Here is a 17,664-nt window from a genome sequence, read left to right on the forward strand (position 1 = left end):
CTGATAAGTGGGAAAATATATATAAATTCCAGCCAAAGGAGAGATTCGAATGAAGCCTGAAGATATCGTCCGAAGCGGCCCGAATCAGTACATATGCAAGGAAGGAATCGCAAAAGAACTTCCGGGGCTGCTTGAGACATTCAGAAAACCCGTTATTGTGACCGGAATCAAATCCTATCAGGCGTTCTCCGATTACAGCGGCGGTTCTTCCTGGGATGTGATTCAGCATAAAGGATACTGTTCACCTGAGGCGGTGCGTAAGGTCTGTGAGCAGGCGGAAGACGCGGATGTGATCATCGGTATCGGAGGCGGCACGATTTTGGATTTGGCAAAAGCGGCGGCAGACCGGCTTGATATTGAAGCTGTGATGGTTCCTTCCATTGCGGGGACGTGTGCGGCAAGTACGCCGTTGAGTGTCATATATGATGAGAGCGGCAATTTTATCAGAGTTGATTATCATAAGCGTTCAAGCTATTTGACGCTTGTTGATCCGCTGTTTTTGCTTTCCTCTCCCATTGAATATATGAAAAGCGGGATCGGTGATACGCTGGCGAAATGGTATGAGGCTGAGGCGGTCATCAGAAATACGAAGGAGGCGGCGCCGCTGATGGCGCAGGCGGGGCTGAGACAGGCGGAATATATCCGTAATCTGTTATTGCGTTACAGTGAAGCGGCCGTCGGAAGCATGGAGAAAGGCGAGCTGTCCGTGCCGTTCATCCATACGGCGGAAACGATCATTATGCTTGCGGGAACGGTCGGCGGGTATGGCGGCCGTTTGTGCAGGATGGCAGGGGCGCATGCGGTCCACAACGGACTCAGTTTTCTTCAGGAGACACATCAGGTGCTGCATGGCCAGAAGGTTGCTTACGGCATATTGGTGCAGCTCGCGCTTGAGAATCGGAGACCTGAGATTGAAGAGCTGCTTCCGTTTTACCGCCGGCTCGGTTTCCCCGTCACCCTCTGTGATCTCGGCATCCTTGACAACCATGAGGAAGCCAAGCGCCGCATTGCTTCTCACGCCTGCCGGGCGGAAGAATCGTTATGTTTAATGGGGCAATATTGCGAGAAGGACGTGTCAGCTGCGATTGAATCGCTCGAATCAGCGCAAAAGACAGGATAGAGCTTGTTATCTATCTTGTCTTTATTTTTTGAATATTTCCGTTATAATGAGTGGGGTATAGAAAGGGAGGGGCCAAAGGACATGTATCAGGCGAAGAAGATGTTGTTATTAGGATCAGGCGAGCTGGGGAAAGAAGTCGTCATTGAAGCGCAGCGGCTCGGGGTTGTCACTGTAGCCGTTGACAGCTATGAGCATGCTCCCGCCATGCAGGCCGCGCACAAAAGCTATGTGATTGATATGCTTGATAAAGCGCAGGTCAGAGAAGTCATTGAGAAAGAAAAACCGGACTTGATCGTGCCGGAAGTGGAAGCCATTGCGACGGATGAGCTGCTGAAGCTTGAGGAAGAAGGGTTTCACGTCATTCCGAATGCGCGTGCGGCAAAGCTGACGATGGACCGTGAAGGCATCAGACGGCTTGCGGCAGAGACGCTTCATCTTCCGACTGCCGGCTATGAATTCGCGAATACATATGAAGAATTTAAAGAAGCGGCGGAAACAATCGGCTTTCCGTGCGTGGTAAAACCGCTGATGAGCTCTTCCGGAAAAGGGCAAAGCGTGTGCCGCTCGGCTTCCGGGCTGAAAAGCTGCTGGGACATGGCGATGGAAGGCGGCCGAGTGAAAAACGGCCGGGTCATCGTTGAGGAATTCATTCCGTTTGAATCAGAAATCACTCTTCTGACAGTGCGTGCGGCGAACGGTACGTCCTTTTGCGCGCCGATCGGACATGAACAAAAAGACGGTGACTATATTGAATCATGGCAGCCTCATCATATGACGGAACAGCAGATCAAAGAGGCGAAACACATTACGAAAAGCATAACGGACGAGCTCGGCGGATACGGTTTGTTCGGTGTGGAGCTTTTCCTTACTGAAGATAAAGTATATTTCAGCGAGGTGTCTCCCCGTCCGCATGATACGGGGCTCGTTACGCTTGTAACGCAAAATTTGTCAGAGTTTGCGCTGCATGTCCGGGCGGTCTTGGGATTCCCGATTCCGGAAATCATTCAGCTGTCGCCGGGGGCAAGCCGTCCGCTGAAGGCGCCAAAAGAGCTTGCTGATTATGCGGTTGAAGGTTTGGAGAAAGCTTTGGCAGTAAAAAGCACTCAGATCCGCGTATTCGGTAAACCCGTCACGAAAGTAGGACGCCGTATGGCGGTTGCGCTTTCTGCAGCTGAGACCGTTGAAGAAGCCAGGGAAAGAGCGGCCGAAGCACTCAGCCATTTATCAATTACATAAAATGATCTTAAAAGGCGTTTTTACCGTAATGGTAAGGCGCCTTTTTTGTTTGGCAGACTATATACTGGAAAACGGGGTTGTGAGATAATGTATGAGGCCGTTTTGTGCCGGCTTTTGAATTCATGAAACTTTTTATGTCCGCAATCGTTATATGTAATGTTCTCATTTCACGGAGAAGGAAATAACAATACATCATACGGCTTTTCATTCATCAAGAACGGACAATCCGGATCGCGGCATGGAATATTGAAGCAGGGTAATCCGGAATAGAGGCATGCATGATTGCTTACCTTAATATGAACGGCGAAAAAACAAAAATCACCAGATTAGATTGTTCAAATAACACCAAATGCTGTATAATAAAAGAATTTGAATGATAGCATTGAAAGAATTTCATTTTATGTTTCCGTAAAATGGAGCCTTTATGCATACGCAGTCCGATTTGATATGGTTTTAATTGGGGGTTTGTGTAAACTGTGAATTATATACCTAGTATGATTACAATTGGAAATTTTATTTGCGGGCTCTTATCGATTCATTCCCTTTTGTATCATAATATACACTCTGCGGTGATCTTTATTTTCACCGGGATGTTTCTTGATTTCTTTGACGGTTTGGCCGCCCGTAAGCTGAACGCGGTATCGGAGATGGGAAGGGAGCTTGACTCTTTTGCTGATCTCGTGACGTTCGGCGTGGCGCCGTCTATGCTCGCTTACAGTGTTTCATTATATACGATTCCGTTCATCGGAATTTTAATCGCGCTTTCCTACAGCATCTGCGGGATGATCCGTCTTTCCAGATTTAATATTGAACAAAGCAAGCTGCCGACGTTTATCGGGATGCCGATTCCGTTTGCGGGTATGTGTCTTGTCATTTTGAGCTTTATCAATAACGCTTTTCTTCTGGGGGCGGGAACGATCGCGCTCGGTTATTTAATGGTCAGCAACATTAAATTTCCGCACTTTAAAAAACAGGCGCCTGAAAACCTGGAGAGCAGAAGATGGAATTAGTTCAGCAATTAATATCCGATTACGGATATATCGCGATTTTTCTTATGCTGACACTCGGTATTATCGGATTGCCTATTCCGGATGAAGTCATGATGACGCTTGTGGGCTACTTCGCTCATATAAACGTGCTGAATTACGGGCTCTCCATTCTGATCAGCTTTATCGGAGCGCTCCTTGGGATGATTATCAGCTACTTCATCGGCAGAAAAGCCGGCCGGCCGTTTATTAATAAGTTCGGGAAATGGGTCGGCCTGAAGGAAAAGAGGATGGAGAAAGTAGACAGGTGGATGAAGAAGTACGGGCCGTACACCATTATTTTAGGTTATTTCATCCCCGGCATCAGACACGTGACCTGCTACTTTTCCGGAATCGGCAGAATGGAATTCAAAACCTACTTATGCTTCGCCGCCATCGGAGCGTTTTTATGGTGTTTTATTTTTATTACTATAGGAAAATTCATAGGAGTAATCAATGTTTAATACTGCCGCTAAAGTTCTTTACCGTTCATTGATTGAACTGACTAATAATCGATTAACGTCTTATCTCATTAAAAACTTCTGTGAATCGAAACTGAGCAAGCCGATGATTCCGCTGTTTTCCAAACACTATCGCATCAACTGGAATGAAACGGAACGCACGGCTTCTGACTTTGATTCACTGGCGTCATTTTTCATTCGTGATATTAATTTGAATCTCCGCCCCGTGGCAAAAGAGAAGAACGCCATCGTCAGCCCGGTGGACGGCGTCGTTCAGACGGTGGGCATGATTAATCCTAATCAAACTTTCATGGTAAAAGGGAAGGATTATTCGTTCGCCGAACTGACGGGGTTTAAATGCGCCGATCACAAGTATAACGGCGGGTGTTTTGCCGTGCTTTACCTGAGCCCGAGACATTACCACCGCTTCCATTCTCCCGTCAGCTGCACGTATCAGAAGCTGGCCGAGCTGGGGAAACGCTCCTATCCCGTTAATACGATGGGGTTAAAGTACGGGAAAGATGTGCTCTCAAAAAATTACCGTTATGTGTACGAGCTGACCCGTGCTGACCAGCAGATGCTCATGATTCCGGTAGGTGCGATGAATATTAACTCGATCGTTCAGACAAACACCGGAAACAGGCTTGAGACGGGGGAAGAGCTGGGCTATTTTTCATTTGGATCGACCGTTATTTTAGTATTCGAGAAAGATATGTTTACCCCTTCGGATAACCTGACTGAAGGCCGTGAATTACAGGTCGGCCAGATCATCGGTTATGCGGAGTCACAGGAGGAGGCGTCCGCTTTATAAAAGCTGCTCCTCTTTTTTATATGGTGTAAGGAAGTGAACATTATGGAAGAAAAGGATTTGGCAAAGCTGATAGAACAGTACCAGCATACAGGGGATCAGCAAATTCTTGAAGCCGTGCGGGACGCATGCCGGCCTGTCGTTGAGGCGCTCATCTCAGAACTGGCTGAAGACAGCGCCGATCTTCTGCGGGCAAAAGGCCGTGACCGTTTTCCGTTTATTATCGGCAAGTATCAGACCGCGGCCGGCCTTTCGCTTGAGACCTTTTTGCGCAACACATATCGGTTTTATTTTCAGCAGGTTTTAAAAGGCGAAGCGTGACTGGAAGAAAGAGTACGGACGGAAATGTTCATCTTTCGCCCGTTTTCCTGTATGATATAGTAGAGTGTGCGATCATTAATATAATTGAACAGGGTGTATAAATCATGGAAAAACAATATAGAGTTTTACTTTATTATAAATATGTAAAGATTGATGAGCCTGAGGAGTTCACGGCTCAGCATTTGAAGTTTTGTAAGGAGCTCGGTCTGTTAGGCCGTATTTTGATTTCTGAGGAAGGCATTAACGGTACGGTGTCCGGAACGGTTGAACAGACGGAACAATACATGAATGCGCTGAAAGCTGATCCGCGCTTTGCCGACATGCCGATCAAAATTGACGAGGCTGACGGACATGCATTCCGCAAAATGTTTGTGCGCCATAAAAAAGAATTGGTGACGCTTCGTCTCGAAGATGATGTTGATCCGAATGTCACGACGGGCAAGCATTTGAAACCGAAAGACTTTTATGAGCAAATGCAGGATCCTGACACGATCGTGATCGACGCCAGAAACGACTATGAGTATGACCTCGGTCATTTCCGCGGAGCGGTCAGACCTGATATTGAGGCGTTCCGTGAGCTGCCGGACTGGATTGAAGAGCATAAAGACATGCTTGAAGGCAAAAAAATCCTCACGTACTGCACAGGCGGCGTACGCTGTGAAAAATTTTCCGGCTGGCTGCTGAAGAAGGGCTTTGAAGACGTGTCCCAGCTTGACGGCGGTATCGTCACTTACGGTAAAGATCCTGAAGTGAAAGGGCAGCTGTGGGACGGACAGTGCTACGTGTTTGACGAAAGAATCAGCGTACCGGTCAACCGCGTAGAGCACGTTATCATCGGAAAAGACTATTTCACGGGCGAGCCGTGCGAGCGTTATGTGAACTGCGCAAATCCGGCATGTAATAAAAAAATGATCTGCACACCTGAGAATGAATACAAATACATGCGCAGCTGCAGTCACGAATGCCGTACGAACGAACGCAACATGTATGTGAAAGAGCACGAAATGACTCAGGAAGAAATCAATGAACGCCTTGCTTTGATTGAGAAAGAGGATCATGCGGCGATTGATTAATAGAAAAGACCACCAATAAGGTGGTCTTTTTTGTGTTTACATACTTTCTGTCCGGGCGGTCTGGTCTGCCGTGACGGGTCCTTTATATTTGAATGCTTTTTCCCACTTGGACACGACGATGCAGGCGACCGCATGGCCGGGCACGTTGACGCCGGTTCTCGCCATGTCCATGACGCGGTCGACACCGGCAATGATGGCGACGCCTTCCGCGGGGAGACCGACGGCATTCGCTGTCGCCAGAAGGACGACGAGTGAGCCTGACGGGACGGCGGCAATGCCTTTGCTTGTCATGACGAGGACAAGCATCATCAGAAGCTGCTGAGAAAGCGGCATCTCTACATGAAACGCCTGCGCCAGAAAAATACAGGACACCGATAAATAGAGGCTTGAGCCGTCACAGTTCAGCGATAAACCTGACGGAACCACAAAGGAGACGACCCGCTTCGGACAGCCGTATTTCTCCATCCGATCCATCAGCTGAGGCAGAATGGTTTCTGTGCTTGTCGTGGAGAAAGCGATCAAAAACAGATCCCAAATCATTTTCAGCACTTCAAAGTATTTGATTTTAAAGATAAGCCCCACGATCGGAAACAGAACGAAGAGTATCAGGAACAGCCCGAGGAACACAGTGCCGATCAGCTTCAGCATCGGAAGCAAAAGCGCGATTCCGAATTGCCCGACAGAGGCGGCCATCAGGGCGAGAACGCCGATCGGAGCGGTGACCATTACCATTTGCGTCAGCTTGAACATAATATTTGCCGTGGATTCGAAGAAACTCATGACAGGTGCGGAGGCTTTGCCGATGCCGGCTGCGGCAACACCGAATAAAATCGCGAAAAAAATGACGGCGAGAAGATCGTTTTTCGCCATGACGTCAATGATGTTAACGGGGATAATATCAAGAAGCATTTGTTTCAGGTCGACTACTTTTTCCGTATAGCCGGAAAGCTCGTGAATATCTTTTTTAGCAAGATGAGAGAGGTTAAGTCCGACTCCCGGCTTCAGCACGTTCGCCAATAACAGACCGAGCGCCAGAACAAGCGTCGTAATCACTTCAAACCAAATAATCGTTTTGATGCCGAGACTGCCCATCTTTTTCATACTGCCGCTGCCGGCGGCTCCGATGACAATGGTTGAAAACACGATCGGCACGACAATCATTTTAATCAGGCGGATAAATCCGTCTCCGACGGGCCGCAGCGCCATCCCGAAATCCGGGAAGAAATGGCCGATCAATGCTCCGATGGCTAAAGCGATCAAAATCTGGAATGCGATAAATTTTTTCAAGCGAATCCCCCTTTTACTTGCGCATTTCATACGTAATTCGTGAAGCAGGCGGCAACCACCTTCCTATCCGCCATAAATTTGTCACATGATTGACTGTGCGAAAGAAAGGATTGCTTTACATTATGTAAGCGCAATCATTCAATATGACAGAAAGTCCTCATTGAAAAAAATCAAGCAGAATAAAATAAAGTTAGATTTTCGCTTGAAAATATCAAAAATTTTGATAATTATCCCCTTATAAGTGGTATATTTGATATGATACGGTCAACTGCATCCTCATATATCTGTGCATACACGATTCAGGCAGAGAAAACAGGCAGCTTATAAAAGACTGAAAATTTTAACAATTATAAGAAAGGTGTGCTTTTGTTGAATCAACTGATTGAAAGACGTAAGGTCACAGCAAGAAAAGAAAAACCGGACTCCGCTTCATTGGGGTTTGGCAAGTACTTCACAGATTACATGTTTGTCATGGATTACGAAGAGGAGAGAGGGTGGCATGATCCGAGAATCACCCCTTATGAACCGGTCCATCTGGATCCTTCCGCATCGGTTTTCCATTACGGGCAGGCCGTATTTGAAGGGCTGAAGGCTTACAGGTCAGAAGACGGACGGGTGTTGATGTTCCGTCCTGACCAAAATATAAAACGGCTGAATAAATCGTTACGGCGGATGAGCATGCCGCCTCTTGACGAGAAGCTGGCGCTGGAGGCATTGATACAATTGGTGGAGCTGGAGCAGGAATGGATACCGATAGAAAAAGGAACCTCTTTATATATCCGTCCGTTTGTAATTGCGACTGAGCCTTCTTTAGGCGTCCGGCCGTCAAAGCGTTACAAGTTCATGGTTGTTCTGACGCCTGTCGGTTCGTATTACGGCGATCAGCTGAAACCGATCCGGATTTATGTGGAGGATGAGTATGTGCGTGCCGTCACCGGCGGAGTGGGCGACGTCAAAACGTCCGGAAATTATGCGGCCAGCTTACAGGCTCAGCGGAAAGCCGAAGAACTGGGGTATGATCAGGTGCTTTGGCTCGACGGGGTGGAAAAGAAATATGCCGAAGAGGTAGGGAGTATGAATATCTTTTTCATCATAAACGGAGAGGCCGTAACGCCGGCGTTAAACGGAAGCATTCTCGGGGGCATCACACGCGCATCTGTGATAGAGCTGTTAAAAAGCTGGGGCATCCGCGTCAGGGAAGAACAGGTCGCCATTGATGACATCTATGAGGCTGCGATGAGAGGCGAGGTGTCAGAGGTATTCGGTACGGGAACCGCGGCCGTCATCTCGCCGGTCGGCGCGCTGCACATTCACGGAGAAACGATTGAACTGAATAACGGTTTGATCGGTGAAGTGTCAGAAAGGCTCTATGAAACGATTGCCGGCATCCAAGTCGGGAAGGTGCGGGATTCGTTCAGGTGGGTGGTTGAAGTATAAATGAAAAAAGAACCCTTGCGCTGCAGGGTTCTTTTTTTGGTTATTGGGATTTTACGGCTTGCACGCGGGCTCTGCTTTTCCGGTTTTTCAAGTAATAAGCGGTGTAGCAAACGGCCATAAATGCAATTCCGCAATAAAGGGCGATGGCCTGGTTCGGATCAAAAGCGATGCCGATACAGGAGGCGAGGCACAGGAGAAAGGCCGCTATCGGTACGGCCGGATATCCCGGCGTCCTGTATTTCAAGTCTGAAAGCTGGTGCCCTTCTGTAAGAAACCGTCTTCGGAACAAAAATTGCGATGCGGCGATGCTCATCCACACAGCCACTACCGCAAACCCTGAGACGGAGACGAGAACAAGATAGACTGTATCCGCTGCAAATACGCTTGACAACAACGACAGAATGCCGCCGATCATACTGAAGATCAGAGCGTTAAAAGGAATGCCTTTAGAGGTCAGCCTGGCAAAGGCGGGATGAAGCTCCCCTTCTTTAGACAGGGACCACAGCATACGTGATGACGCGTACAGCCCTGAATTGGCCGCAGACAGTAGCGCCGTTAAAATGACGAAATTCATCAGATCGGCCGCATAAGGCACGCCGACTCTGTCAAATACCGTGACGAACGGGCTTTCAATCACACCGGCTTCCTTGATGGAGATCATCCCTGACAGCACAAAAATCGTTCCGATAAAGAAAAGCGCCAGCCGCCAGACTGTGGTCTTAATGGCGCGCGGAACGGTTTTTTCCGGATCGGCGCTTTCCCCTGCGGCGATTCCGATCAACTCCGTCCCTGAAAAAGCAAAGTTTACTGAAAGCATCGTCATCAGTATCGGGAAAAAGCCATTTGGAAAAAGGCTGCCGCCATCCGTAAAGTTCGACAGCATAGGTGCGGTCTCACCGCTTTTCATCGGGACGATGCCGAACATCGCTGCTCCGCCCAATAAAATAAACAGTAAGATGGCTAAGACTTTAATGCTTGAGAACCAAAACTCCGATTCAGCAAAAAATTTCACGGAGAAGGCGTTTAATAAAAAGATGAAAAGAGCGAATACCGCACTCCACATCCAAACCGAAGTATGCGGGAACCAACGCTGCATGAAAAGCCCGGCCGCCGTGAATTCAGAGCCCAGCGCCACCGCCCACGTCAGCCAGTACAGCCATGCGACCGTAAAGCCCGTCGCGGGCCCGATATAGGTCTTCGCATAGGTGTGGAATGCGCCCGTCACCGGCATGGCCACTGACAGTTCACCAAGGCAAAGCATGACAAGATAGACGATGCCCGCGCCCAAAAGGTAAGCGAAAATGGTGCCCGCCGGACCCGCCTGATGAATGGTATACCCAGAGCTTAAAAACAGCCCCGTTCCGATCACACCTCCGAGTGATAGCATAAAGAGGTGTCTGCTTTTCATACTTCTCTGAAAATTCGTCTCGTTCTTGTTGTTCATTGTTTTCCAACTTTCTGCGAGGGCCGTTCTAATAAAAAATCTCATGCCGGCGAACGGCACGAGATTCCGGCGAACCGGCTTTTTGAATAGAATATACAAACTATTCCGATTAGTCAAGTTGTTTTTAAGGTTTTGGCCCAATCGGCAATGGCCTGAATGTCCGCGGGTTTCGTCCGGCAGCACCCTCCGATCAGGCTCACGCCGTTTTCGTACCAGCTTTGCGCGCTTTTTCCGAAATGGTTTTCGCACGCTGCGCCTTTCCAGGTTTTTGTCACTGGGTCATATTGTTCGCCGGAGTTCGGATAGGCGATAATCGGTTTGGATGCTGACCGTTTGATTTCTTCTATCAGCGGCGGAATATGTTCAATCGTTGTGCAGTTGATGCCGATCGCTGCGATTTGGCTGCAGGAGTCAAGCAGGGCCGCGCATTCGGAAATTGGCGTGCCTTCGCTGATATGCCGTCCGTCTTTGGCGCTGAAGCTGATCCATGCATAAGTGCCGGGGAATTCCTCCAGCAGCCTTGTGATCGCTTTTGCTTCTGACAGGCACGGAATGGTCTCACAGGCCAAAAGATCGGCGCCGGATTCTATAAGGGCTTTCATCCGGGGGCGGTGAAAGCTGATCAGCTCATCCTCCGTCAGTCCGTAATGCCCGCGATATTCTGAGCCGTCAGCGAGGCTCGCGCCGTAAGGCCCGATAGAAGCGGCGACCAAAGGTTTGGGCCGGTGTAAACGGTTTTCTTCATGCGCCCAAAATTCATCGCGTGCTTGTGCGGCAAGTTCAACAGATGTCTGAATGAGACGTATCGCATCGGTTTCCGGGATGCCGCGCGCTGCAAATCCTTCAATTGTCGATTGATAACTGGCGGTGATCGCGCAATCAGCGCCTGCGGCAAAATATTCTGCATGCACCTGTTTGATCAGTTCCGGTCTCTCCAAAAGAATTTTGGCCGACCACAGATCATCATGTAAATCACAGCCCATCCGCTCAAGCTCGGTTGCCATCGCGCCGTCTATGATCATAACCGGGTATTCATTTAATATTTGTGTAATGGGATTCATAGGCCTTCCTTTCTGACTTTACTGAAAATATATAAAAAGGGTAATGGACGCTATTCTCTTTGTCAATGAACCGGCAGAAAAAAGGTGTTCAGGACGCTGCCCGAACACCTTTTGTTTAGGAAATGTGTTTGCCTTTCGCACTTTTCGCGATGTCTGAATACTCCCAGCAGTCGATCCCGTCATCATCAGGGAGCACATCTCTGTAAAAGACGGGGTCTTTTCCGGCTTTCTTTTGCCGGACATAATCGCTCAAAGCGGCAAACGCTTTTTTCGACAGAAGGAAAATCGCGATTAAGTTCACGACCACCATTAAGCCCATGAACAAGTCAGCCATATCCCACACAAGCTGGACTTTGGAAATACAGCCGAACAGTACCATTCCGAGCACGCAGATGCGGTAAATGAACAGCCATTTTTTGTTCTGGCTTAAAAATCCGATATTGGTTTCTCCGTAATAATAGTTGCCCATCAGAGCGCTGAAGCCGAACAAAAGCATTAAGACGGCAAGGAAACCTGACGCCCACGCGCCGACATGGTCGCTCAAGGCGGCCTGAGAAAGCGCGATGCCGCTCAGTCCCGGCTGGTGATACGCGTCTGAAAATAAAATGATAAGCGCCGTGCTTGTACAAATGACGAGCGTATCCGTCAGGACGCCGAATGCCTGAATGAGCCCCTGTTTCACCGGGTGGCTCGTCGTAGCTGTCGCCGCCGCGTTCGGAGCGCTTCCCATACCCGCTTCATTTGAGAAAATCCCGCGCCTTACACCTTGCATCAAGGCCGCACCTAAAGCGCCGCCCGCTGCCTGATCAATGCCGAACGCATTTTTTACGATTAGCGACAGAACGCCGGGCAATTGGGTGATGTTCGTCAGAATGACAAAGAAAGCGACACCGATATATAAAACGGCCAAGACGACTACGATGTATTCCGCCATTTTCGCAATTCGTTTGACGCCGCCGAAGATTACGCCGCCGAAAACTACGATTAAAATAATGCCCAATGTAAGCCGGCTGGTGCCGAATGCGTTTTGAAAGGCGACGCTGATTGTATTGGATTGAACGGAATTAAAAACAACCCCGAATGACAGTGTGATTAATACGGCGAACAGCGCGCCCATCCAGCGTTTCTTCAGGCCCTTTTCCATGTAATAGGCCGGGCCTCCGCGGAATCCGTTTTGATCTTTTACTTTATAAATTTGGGCCAGCGTGCTTTCAACAAAGCTTGAAGCCGAACCGATGACTGCGATAATCCACATCCAGAAAATAGCGCCCGGACCGCCGAGTGCGATCGCAATGGCGATTCCGGTAATATTCCCGGTTCCGACACGCGCCGCCATACTGATGCAAAATGCCTGAAACGGGGAAATGGTGTTTTTTGTCCGGGCGGCCGCGCCTTCCTTCAAAACCCGGATCATTTCCTTCAGCATGCGGACTTGCAGACCCTTTGATCTGAACGTAAAAAACAGTCCCAGAGAAAGAAGCAGTACGATTAACAGTTTTGACCATAAAAAATCATTTGCCGAGCCGATTACATTTTCAAGGAATTCCTGCATCCAATCACCTCTTGGTTCGTTTGATTAAAAAATACTGAGCTCCCACTCCTGTGCGATATGTTTCAGCAGCATGCCGCCGGTCAGGCTGTTGCCGTATTCATCAATGGCCGGACCGTAAATGCCGATGCCGCAGCCGTTATGAAAAGGCTGTTCTCTTCTGGCGCTTGGGGGAACCAATGCCATAATGCCGCCGGATACCCCGCTTTTGGCCGGGACGCCGACGAAAGCCGCATATTTGCCTGACGCATTGTACATTCCGCACGTCAGCATCAGGGCTTTGGCGAGTTTCGCGACATCTTTCGGAATGACCTGTTCCCGTCGGATCGGATGGTAGCCGTCATGCGCAAGTATCAATCCGATTAAAGCGATGTCCTCGGTTGTACCCTCCATGGCGCACTGCTTTAAATACACTTCAAGCGTTTCTTCCACATCCGCCTCTAGAAAGTTCGTTTCTTTTAAATAGTAGGCGAGCGCTCTGTTCCGATGCGCGGTCTGCCATTCAGAACGGAAGACCTCCTCGTGAATGTGAGGCCGTTTTCCTATTAATTTTTCAAAAACGGAAAAGAGATATTCTAATTTATCATGCGCCGTTTCACCCGGAAGCAGCGAGGCGACGGTAATGGCGCCGGCATTGATCATCGGGTTGAAGGGCTTCCCGGGTTTATGGATTTCAAGCCGGATGATAGAATTAAACGCATCACCCGTCGGTTCCACGTCCACACGATCCAGCACGTAAGAAATGCCTCTGTTCATGCAGGCGGCAATAAAGCTGATGACTTTTGAGATGCTCTGCAATGTGAACGGGACATTCCATTCACCGGCATGAATCATTGAGCCATCCGGCTCTAATATGCAAATGCCCAGCTGAGAGTCGTTGATTTCTCCGAGGGCGGGTATATAATTTGCGCTTTTTCCATTGACGGAAAACGGTCGGTAATGCTCGACCCAATCTTGTAAAAGTGAAGCCAGTTCCTCTTTTTCAAGGCGCTCTCTGACCATATCTTTCATAACATTCCTCCTCTATTGCAAGCCTGTCCGAAGCGGAAACCGGTCTTGGAAAACGTTTTCAAAAATAGCGTGTTCCATGTTAATGTATAATGACATCTACAGAATCATACAAAATACGACAAAATCATTCTTAAAATAAGCCGATAGATTTATAAATCAGCCGGAGCGTCCCGCCATTCGGGTCTAAAGAAATTTGCGGACTGTATCGGTCTTGTTCAAAATAGACAGAAGAAGGAAGTGATTATGATCAGGCTCGACTATTTACTGAAAAAAGACGGCTATCTTTTCGCCCTTATGCTGATCACCGTGCCGCTGGCGGGGGAACTGAAATTTTACCCCCTGAATGAGGTATATCGGATCAGCTTCGGCGCCCCGGCTTTTTTCTTTTTTCTGCTGCTGCTTCGGCATGTGCCGGCATTATTGTCAGGGCTGTTGACAGGTGCAGCCGTTGTGGCATTCCGGATCGGCCTGGCGTGCTGGGGAGGAGAGCATGCCAGCTTTACGGAGGCTTTTTTCAGCCAATATCCCAGTTTCTTTTTTTACTTTACATATGCCTGCTTGTTTTATGTGCTGAAGGTCAGGCTTTTTTGGGATCGGCCGCTTATGATCGGTTTTCTCGGTTTTCTCATTGAAATTGCGTCCGATGCCGTTGAAATGACGGTTCAGTTTTCCGGCGGCCGGCAGATTATGATGCCGGACAAGCTGGCGGATATTGCGGTTATCGCTGTTTCTCACACATTTATTGTGCTGAGTTTTTTCAACGTGATGAAGCTGCACGAATCTCAGGTCAGGGAAAAACAAACGAGAAAGCAGCATGAGCACATGCTGATGATTGTGTCTAACTTATATGAAGAAACGATTCATTTGAAAAAAACGCTGAAAACGACGGAGCATGTGACGAAAGAATCCTATCAGCTATATCGGGAAATGAGCGGGAACGACCGGGAGCTCGGGAGCCGAATGCTGCGCCTTGCGGGAGAGATTCATGAAGTGAAAAAAGACAATCAGCGAATATTCGCCGGCCTGTCGAAGCTGATTTCCAATGAGAGATTCCGGGATTACATGAATGCCGCCGCTCTGGTCGGCATCGTCATCCGAATCAATGAAAAATACGCCGAATCTTTAGGCAAGGACATTCAATTCCGGAGCGTGATTGAAGGAGAGCATCCCGATTATCACGTCTTTACCGTCCTGTCGATCTTAAATAACCTGACCGCCAATGCCGTCGAAGCCATGGGAGACAGGGGTGAGATCCGCCTCGCGCTGCGCAGGACGGAAGGAGAAAAGGCTGAATTTCAGGCGGAAGATGACGGTCCCGGCATTCCGGAAAAAATCGGAGAGGTCGTTTATGATCCCGGGTTTACGTCCAAATACGATGAATTCGGCACACCTTCAACGGGCATCGGGCTTACTTACGTGAAGGAAATCGTAACTGAACTTGACGGAGACATTTCCTTTCATAACAAGCCAAAAGGCGTCATATTTACGATTAAACTGCCGGTGAAGCATTTGATTGCAGAAAGGATGAACTCATAATATGCGTTTTTTTATAGCTGATGATGACCGGGCGATCCGTTCCATTTTAAAACAGATGATCGAGGACGAGGACTTAGGAGAAGTCGTCGGTGAGGCAGAGGACGGAAGCCAGATTGAAGGGCATTATCTCCATTTTAAACAAGTCGATATTTTATTAATTGATCTGCTGATGCCGGGTCGGGACGGGATTGAGACGATCCGGCATCTTCAGGGGTCGTACAACGGAAAAGCGGTGATGATATCGCAGGTGGAGGCAAAGGAAATGGTGGGAGAAGCTTATTCTCTCGGCATCGAATACTTTATCCACAAACCGATCAACAAAATCGAGATCGTCACCGTTTTGCGAAAAGTAAAAGAGCGGATTGAACTGGAAACCTCGATCGGCGACATCCAACACTCGTTAAGCCGCCTTATTCAGCGGAATGAGCCGAAAAAAAGCGGGCCGGGGGGGATGCACGAGAAATCAATCAAAGAAACAGGAAAATTTCTTTTATCGGAATTAGGCATCGTGGGAGAAAGCGGGGCGCATGACCTCATGGCCGTCCTTCACTATTTATTTGAGGATGAACAGGCGGAAAGAAACATCCCGTCTTTAAAGCAGATGTTTACAAACGTCGCCATCCGGAAGCTGGGGCCTGCGGCGGCACAAGCCGAGGTTAACAGGGAAATCAAAGCCTCGGAACAGCGGATCAGAAGGGCCGTCATTCATTCGTTAAACCATTTCGCTTCATTGGGCACAACTGATTTTTCAAACCCCAAATTTGAATATTACGCCTCGAAATTCTTTGATTTCCCCGCTGTCAGCAAGAGAATGAAAGAAATGCAGGCTAAGGAAACCGTGCCGCTTTCTCCGGTTAAAGTGAATATGAAAAAATTCATTCACGTCTTCTTTTTGGAGGCGAAAGATTTACGCGAAGGATCAAAATTTGTCAGCGGAGGCAGCCGGTAAGCTGGCTTTGGAAAAGATGGCAAACGTGGATAAATGACAGTTCGTACTGGCCTGATTTTTCCGCGCTGATCCATGGCGACTTGCATCCTCCGCATATTTTGATCGGCGAAAATCAGCGTGTGACGGGTCTCCTCGATTGGACGGAGGCAAAGGTTGCCGATCCGGCCAAGGATTTTGTCCTTTATCAAGTGATATTAGGAGAAAAAGAAACAAAACGGCTGATGAAGAGCTGCGAAGCTGAAGGCGGGCGCGTCTGGCCGAAAATCCAGGAGCATGTGACAGAATGGCAGGCCGCTTACCCTGCGGAAACGGCGAAGTTCGCGCTTCAGACGGGGCAAGAGGAGCATATGCAAATGGCGCGGGACATGCTCGGCCTGTCCGATCCGAAAGGTTATTGACTTCCGCCGGATGACAGCGTATGATACATTTTAAAATAAAAGAACGGATGAACAATGCTGAGGAAGAGTAAGTACGCATCAGCGCGCGGGGTTCAGAGAGTCGGTGGCCGCTGTGAACCGATCCCCGTCCGGTGCCGAATGGGCTTCTGAATTGCTGCGCTGAAATGACAGTAGGCGGTGCCGGGATTCTTTCCCCGTTATCAAGAAAGGAGTATTGAAACCGTGTGTTTCTGTACTTTTTGAGAGAATGGCTTTTCAGCCGTTAATAAAGGTGGCACCGCGAAAACCTCGTCCTTTGATGGACGGGGTTTTTTTGTATTGTTAAGGAGGTGATGGCCATGGAAAGTGACTGGAGACGGACAGACAATCAAAAAAGGAGGGATATACATGGTGATCGCAACCGACGATCTTGAGCTCACGTGTCCGCATTGTGAAGGAACCGGCGAGGAGAAGGAAGGGACGCCCTGTCCGAAGTGCGGCGCGAAGGGCGTCATATTGACCGCTCAAGGAAACACGCTGCTGTATTTTATCAGAAAGCATATTGATCAGTGAAATCAAACGAAAAAGGCCGTTATCCGGCCTTCAGGCTGTCGAGAAAATCTCGACAGCCTTTATGTTTCCCCTGTCATAAAATAAAAGAAAGACTGAAAAAAACGGTGTCTTTCTCATGTTCCGCACAAGAAATTTTTCTCAAAACACAGCCGAATTCGTTCTGTTTGACCAACTCGTCGAAGAGGATCACCTTCTTCGAAAAATTGATAAATACATAGACTTCTCTTTCATCGTTGAAAAGGTTAAACCTTACTGCAGCGAAAATAAAGCCCCCCCCCTCACTTGATCCGCTGATCTTATTCAAAATGATGTTGAAGATTGCCACATACCCAGCCAAGCAAAGCTAGGCATGTGGGAGTGCTTTTTCTGCAACTGAAATCAAATGAATATGTAAAG

Annotated in this window: 16 protein-coding genes, 2 pseudogenes and 1 other annotated feature; of the genes and pseudogenes, 13 read left to right on the forward strand and 5 right to left on the reverse strand. The window is 48.6% G+C overall.

Annotation, left to right across the window (positions count from 1 at the left end; translation table 11 throughout):
* The first annotated feature begins 49 nt into the window (after positions 1–49).
* The 7 genes from NYE68_RS01730 to NYE68_RS01760 all read left to right on the forward strand — a co-directional run bounded on the left by NYE68_RS01730 (position 50) and on the right by NYE68_RS01760 (position 6,044).
* Entirely contained in the window at positions 50–1,120 is a 1,071-nt protein-coding gene (locus NYE68_RS01730) for an iron-containing alcohol dehydrogenase family protein (RefSeq protein WP_254003526.1), read from the forward strand.
* Between the two features lie 81 nt (positions 1,121–1,201).
* Complete coding sequence (gene purT / locus NYE68_RS01735; protein ID WP_324636160.1) at positions 1,202–2,356, forward strand: phosphoribosylglycinamide formyltransferase 2; 1,155 nt, start codon at positions 1,202–1,204, stop codon at positions 2,354–2,356.
* A gap of 476 nt (positions 2,357–2,832) precedes the next feature.
* Complete coding sequence (pssA, locus tag NYE68_RS01740) at positions 2,833–3,366, forward strand: CDP-diacylglycerol--serine O-phosphatidyltransferase (RefSeq protein ID WP_007409002.1); 534 nt, start codon at positions 2,833–2,835, stop codon at positions 3,364–3,366.
* Positions 3,357–3,845 carry a DedA family protein gene (locus NYE68_RS01745; protein WP_015416720.1) on the forward strand — a complete coding sequence of 163 codons (489 nt, stop codon included), beginning with the start codon at positions 3,357–3,359 and terminating at the stop codon, positions 3,843–3,845. Before pssA ends, NYE68_RS01745 begins: the two co-directional genes overlap by 10 nt.
* On the forward strand, positions 3,838–4,653 hold the full coding sequence (locus tag NYE68_RS01750) for a phosphatidylserine decarboxylase (protein ID WP_015416721.1): 816 nt from the start codon (positions 3,838–3,840) through the stop codon (positions 4,651–4,653). Before NYE68_RS01745 ends, NYE68_RS01750 begins: the two co-directional genes overlap by 8 nt.
* A gap of 42 nt (positions 4,654–4,695) precedes the next feature.
* Entirely contained in the window at positions 4,696–4,971 is a 276-nt protein-coding gene (locus tag NYE68_RS01755; RefSeq protein WP_007409004.1) for a hypothetical protein, read from the forward strand.
* A 104-nt stretch (positions 4,972–5,075) separates the two neighbouring features.
* The gene (locus tag NYE68_RS01760; protein ID WP_007609165.1) at positions 5,076–6,044 is read left to right on the forward strand and encodes a rhodanese-related sulfurtransferase; all 969 of its coding nucleotides are present in this window, start codon (positions 5,076–5,078) and stop codon (positions 6,042–6,044) included.
* 36 nt (positions 6,045–6,080) lie between these two features.
* Here the strand turns inward: NYE68_RS01760 and gltP are convergent, their stop codons facing one another.
* Positions 6,081–7,331: a glutamate-aspartate/proton symporter GltP gene (gltP, locus tag NYE68_RS01765; RefSeq protein WP_007409006.1), complete on the reverse strand. Its 1,251-nt coding sequence runs from the start codon at positions 7,329–7,331 to the stop codon at positions 6,081–6,083.
* Between the two features lie 369 nt (positions 7,332–7,700).
* Here gltP and NYE68_RS01770 point away from each other — a divergent pair, with 369 nt between their 5' ends.
* A complete protein-coding gene (locus NYE68_RS01770) occupies positions 7,701–8,768 on the forward strand; it encodes a branched-chain amino acid aminotransferase (RefSeq protein ID WP_015416722.1) in 1,068 nt (355 codons plus the stop codon).
* Positions 8,769–8,808: 40 nt separating this feature from the next.
* On the opposite strand, the gene NYE68_RS01775 is transcribed toward NYE68_RS01770, so the two are convergent.
* From NYE68_RS01775 to NYE68_RS01790, 4 genes are all read right to left on the reverse strand, one after another.
* Positions 8,809–10,212 carry an amino acid permease gene (locus NYE68_RS01775; RefSeq protein WP_324636158.1) on the reverse strand — a complete coding sequence of 468 codons (1,404 nt, stop codon included), beginning with the start codon at positions 10,210–10,212 and terminating at the stop codon, positions 8,809–8,811.
* A 113-nt stretch (positions 10,213–10,325) separates the two neighbouring features.
* On the reverse strand, positions 10,326–11,273 hold the full coding sequence (mmuM, locus tag NYE68_RS01780) for a homocysteine S-methyltransferase (protein WP_021495304.1): 948 nt from the start codon (positions 11,271–11,273) through the stop codon (positions 10,326–10,328).
* A 115-nt stretch (positions 11,274–11,388) separates the two neighbouring features.
* A complete protein-coding gene (locus NYE68_RS01785) occupies positions 11,389–12,825 on the reverse strand; it encodes an alanine/glycine:cation symporter family protein (protein WP_007409010.1) in 1,437 nt (478 codons plus the stop codon).
* Positions 12,826–12,849: 24 nt separating this feature from the next.
* Positions 12,850–13,833 (reverse strand): glutaminase, encoded by a 984-nt coding sequence (locus tag NYE68_RS01790; RefSeq protein WP_007409011.1) that lies wholly within the window; start codon positions 13,831–13,833, stop codon positions 12,850–12,852.
* Positions 13,834–14,076: 243 nt separating this feature from the next.
* Between NYE68_RS01790 and NYE68_RS01795 the strand changes: the two genes are divergently transcribed.
* The 5 genes and pseudogenes from NYE68_RS01795 to NYE68_RS01815 all read left to right on the forward strand — a co-directional run.
* Complete coding sequence (locus NYE68_RS01795) at positions 14,077–15,369, forward strand: sensor histidine kinase (RefSeq protein ID WP_324636156.1); 1,293 nt, start codon at positions 14,077–14,079, stop codon at positions 15,367–15,369.
* Between the two features lies 1 nt (position 15,370).
* Positions 15,371–16,318, forward strand: coding sequence for a DNA-binding domain-containing protein (locus tag NYE68_RS01800; RefSeq protein ID WP_007409014.1), 948 nt, complete (start codon positions 15,371–15,373; stop codon positions 16,316–16,318).
* Between the two features lie 5 nt (positions 16,319–16,323).
* Positions 16,324–16,716: pseudogene (locus NYE68_RS01805) on the forward strand (phosphotransferase); the annotation flags it as partial.
* A 48-nt stretch (positions 16,717–16,764) separates the two neighbouring features.
* Positions 16,765–17,015, forward strand: a binding site (T-box leader).
* 88 nt (positions 17,016–17,103) lie between these two features.
* Positions 17,104–17,268, forward strand: coding sequence for a tryptophan RNA-binding attenuation protein (locus tag NYE68_RS01810; protein ID WP_324636155.1), 165 nt, complete (start codon positions 17,104–17,106; stop codon positions 17,266–17,268).
* Between the two features lie 115 nt (positions 17,269–17,383).
* Positions 17,384–17,579, forward strand: a pseudogene (locus tag NYE68_RS01815) (IS5/IS1182 family transposase); the annotation flags it as partial.
* Positions 17,580–17,664 lie beyond the last annotated feature (85 nt).

This window comes from Bacillus sp. FSL R5-0447 (genome assembly GCF_038606125.1).
Taxonomy (GTDB): Bacteria; Bacillota; Bacilli; order Bacillales; family Bacillaceae; genus Bacillus; species Bacillus velezensis.

Coding starts and splice junctions, on each gene's coding strand:
- NYE68_RS01810 (WP_324636155.1), top strand. CDS start 17,104: ATGGTGATCGCAACCGACGATCTTGAGCTCACGTGTCCGCATTGTGAA.
- NYE68_RS01775 (WP_324636158.1), bottom strand. CDS start 10,212: ATGAACAACAAGAACGAGACGAATTTTCAGAGAAGTATGAAAAGCAGA.
- NYE68_RS01800 (WP_007409014.1), top strand. CDS start 15,371: ATGCGTTTTTTTATAGCTGATGATGACCGGGCGATCCGTTCCATTTTA.
- NYE68_RS01785 (WP_007409010.1), bottom strand. CDS start 12,825: ATGCAGGAATTCCTTGAAAATGTAATCGGCTCGGCAAATGATTTTTTA.
- NYE68_RS01795 (WP_324636156.1), top strand. CDS start 14,077: ATGATCAGGCTCGACTATTTACTGAAAAAAGACGGCTATCTTTTCGCC.
- NYE68_RS01790 (WP_007409011.1), bottom strand. CDS start 13,833: ATGAAAGATATGGTCAGAGAGCGCCTTGAAAAAGAGGAACTGGCTTCA.
- NYE68_RS01750 (WP_015416721.1), top strand. CDS start 3,838: ATGTTTAATACTGCCGCTAAAGTTCTTTACCGTTCATTGATTGAACTG.
- NYE68_RS01745 (WP_015416720.1), top strand. CDS start 3,357: ATGGAATTAGTTCAGCAATTAATATCCGATTACGGATATATCGCGATT.
- NYE68_RS01755 (WP_007409004.1), top strand. CDS start 4,696: ATGGAAGAAAAGGATTTGGCAAAGCTGATAGAACAGTACCAGCATACA.
- purT (WP_324636160.1), top strand. CDS start 1,202: ATGTATCAGGCGAAGAAGATGTTGTTATTAGGATCAGGCGAGCTGGGG.
- mmuM (WP_021495304.1), bottom strand. CDS start 11,273: ATGAATCCCATTACACAAATATTAAATGAATACCCGGTTATGATCATA.
- NYE68_RS01730 (WP_254003526.1), top strand. CDS start 50: ATGAAGCCTGAAGATATCGTCCGAAGCGGCCCGAATCAGTACATATGC.
- NYE68_RS01760 (WP_007609165.1), top strand. CDS start 5,076: ATGGAAAAACAATATAGAGTTTTACTTTATTATAAATATGTAAAGATT.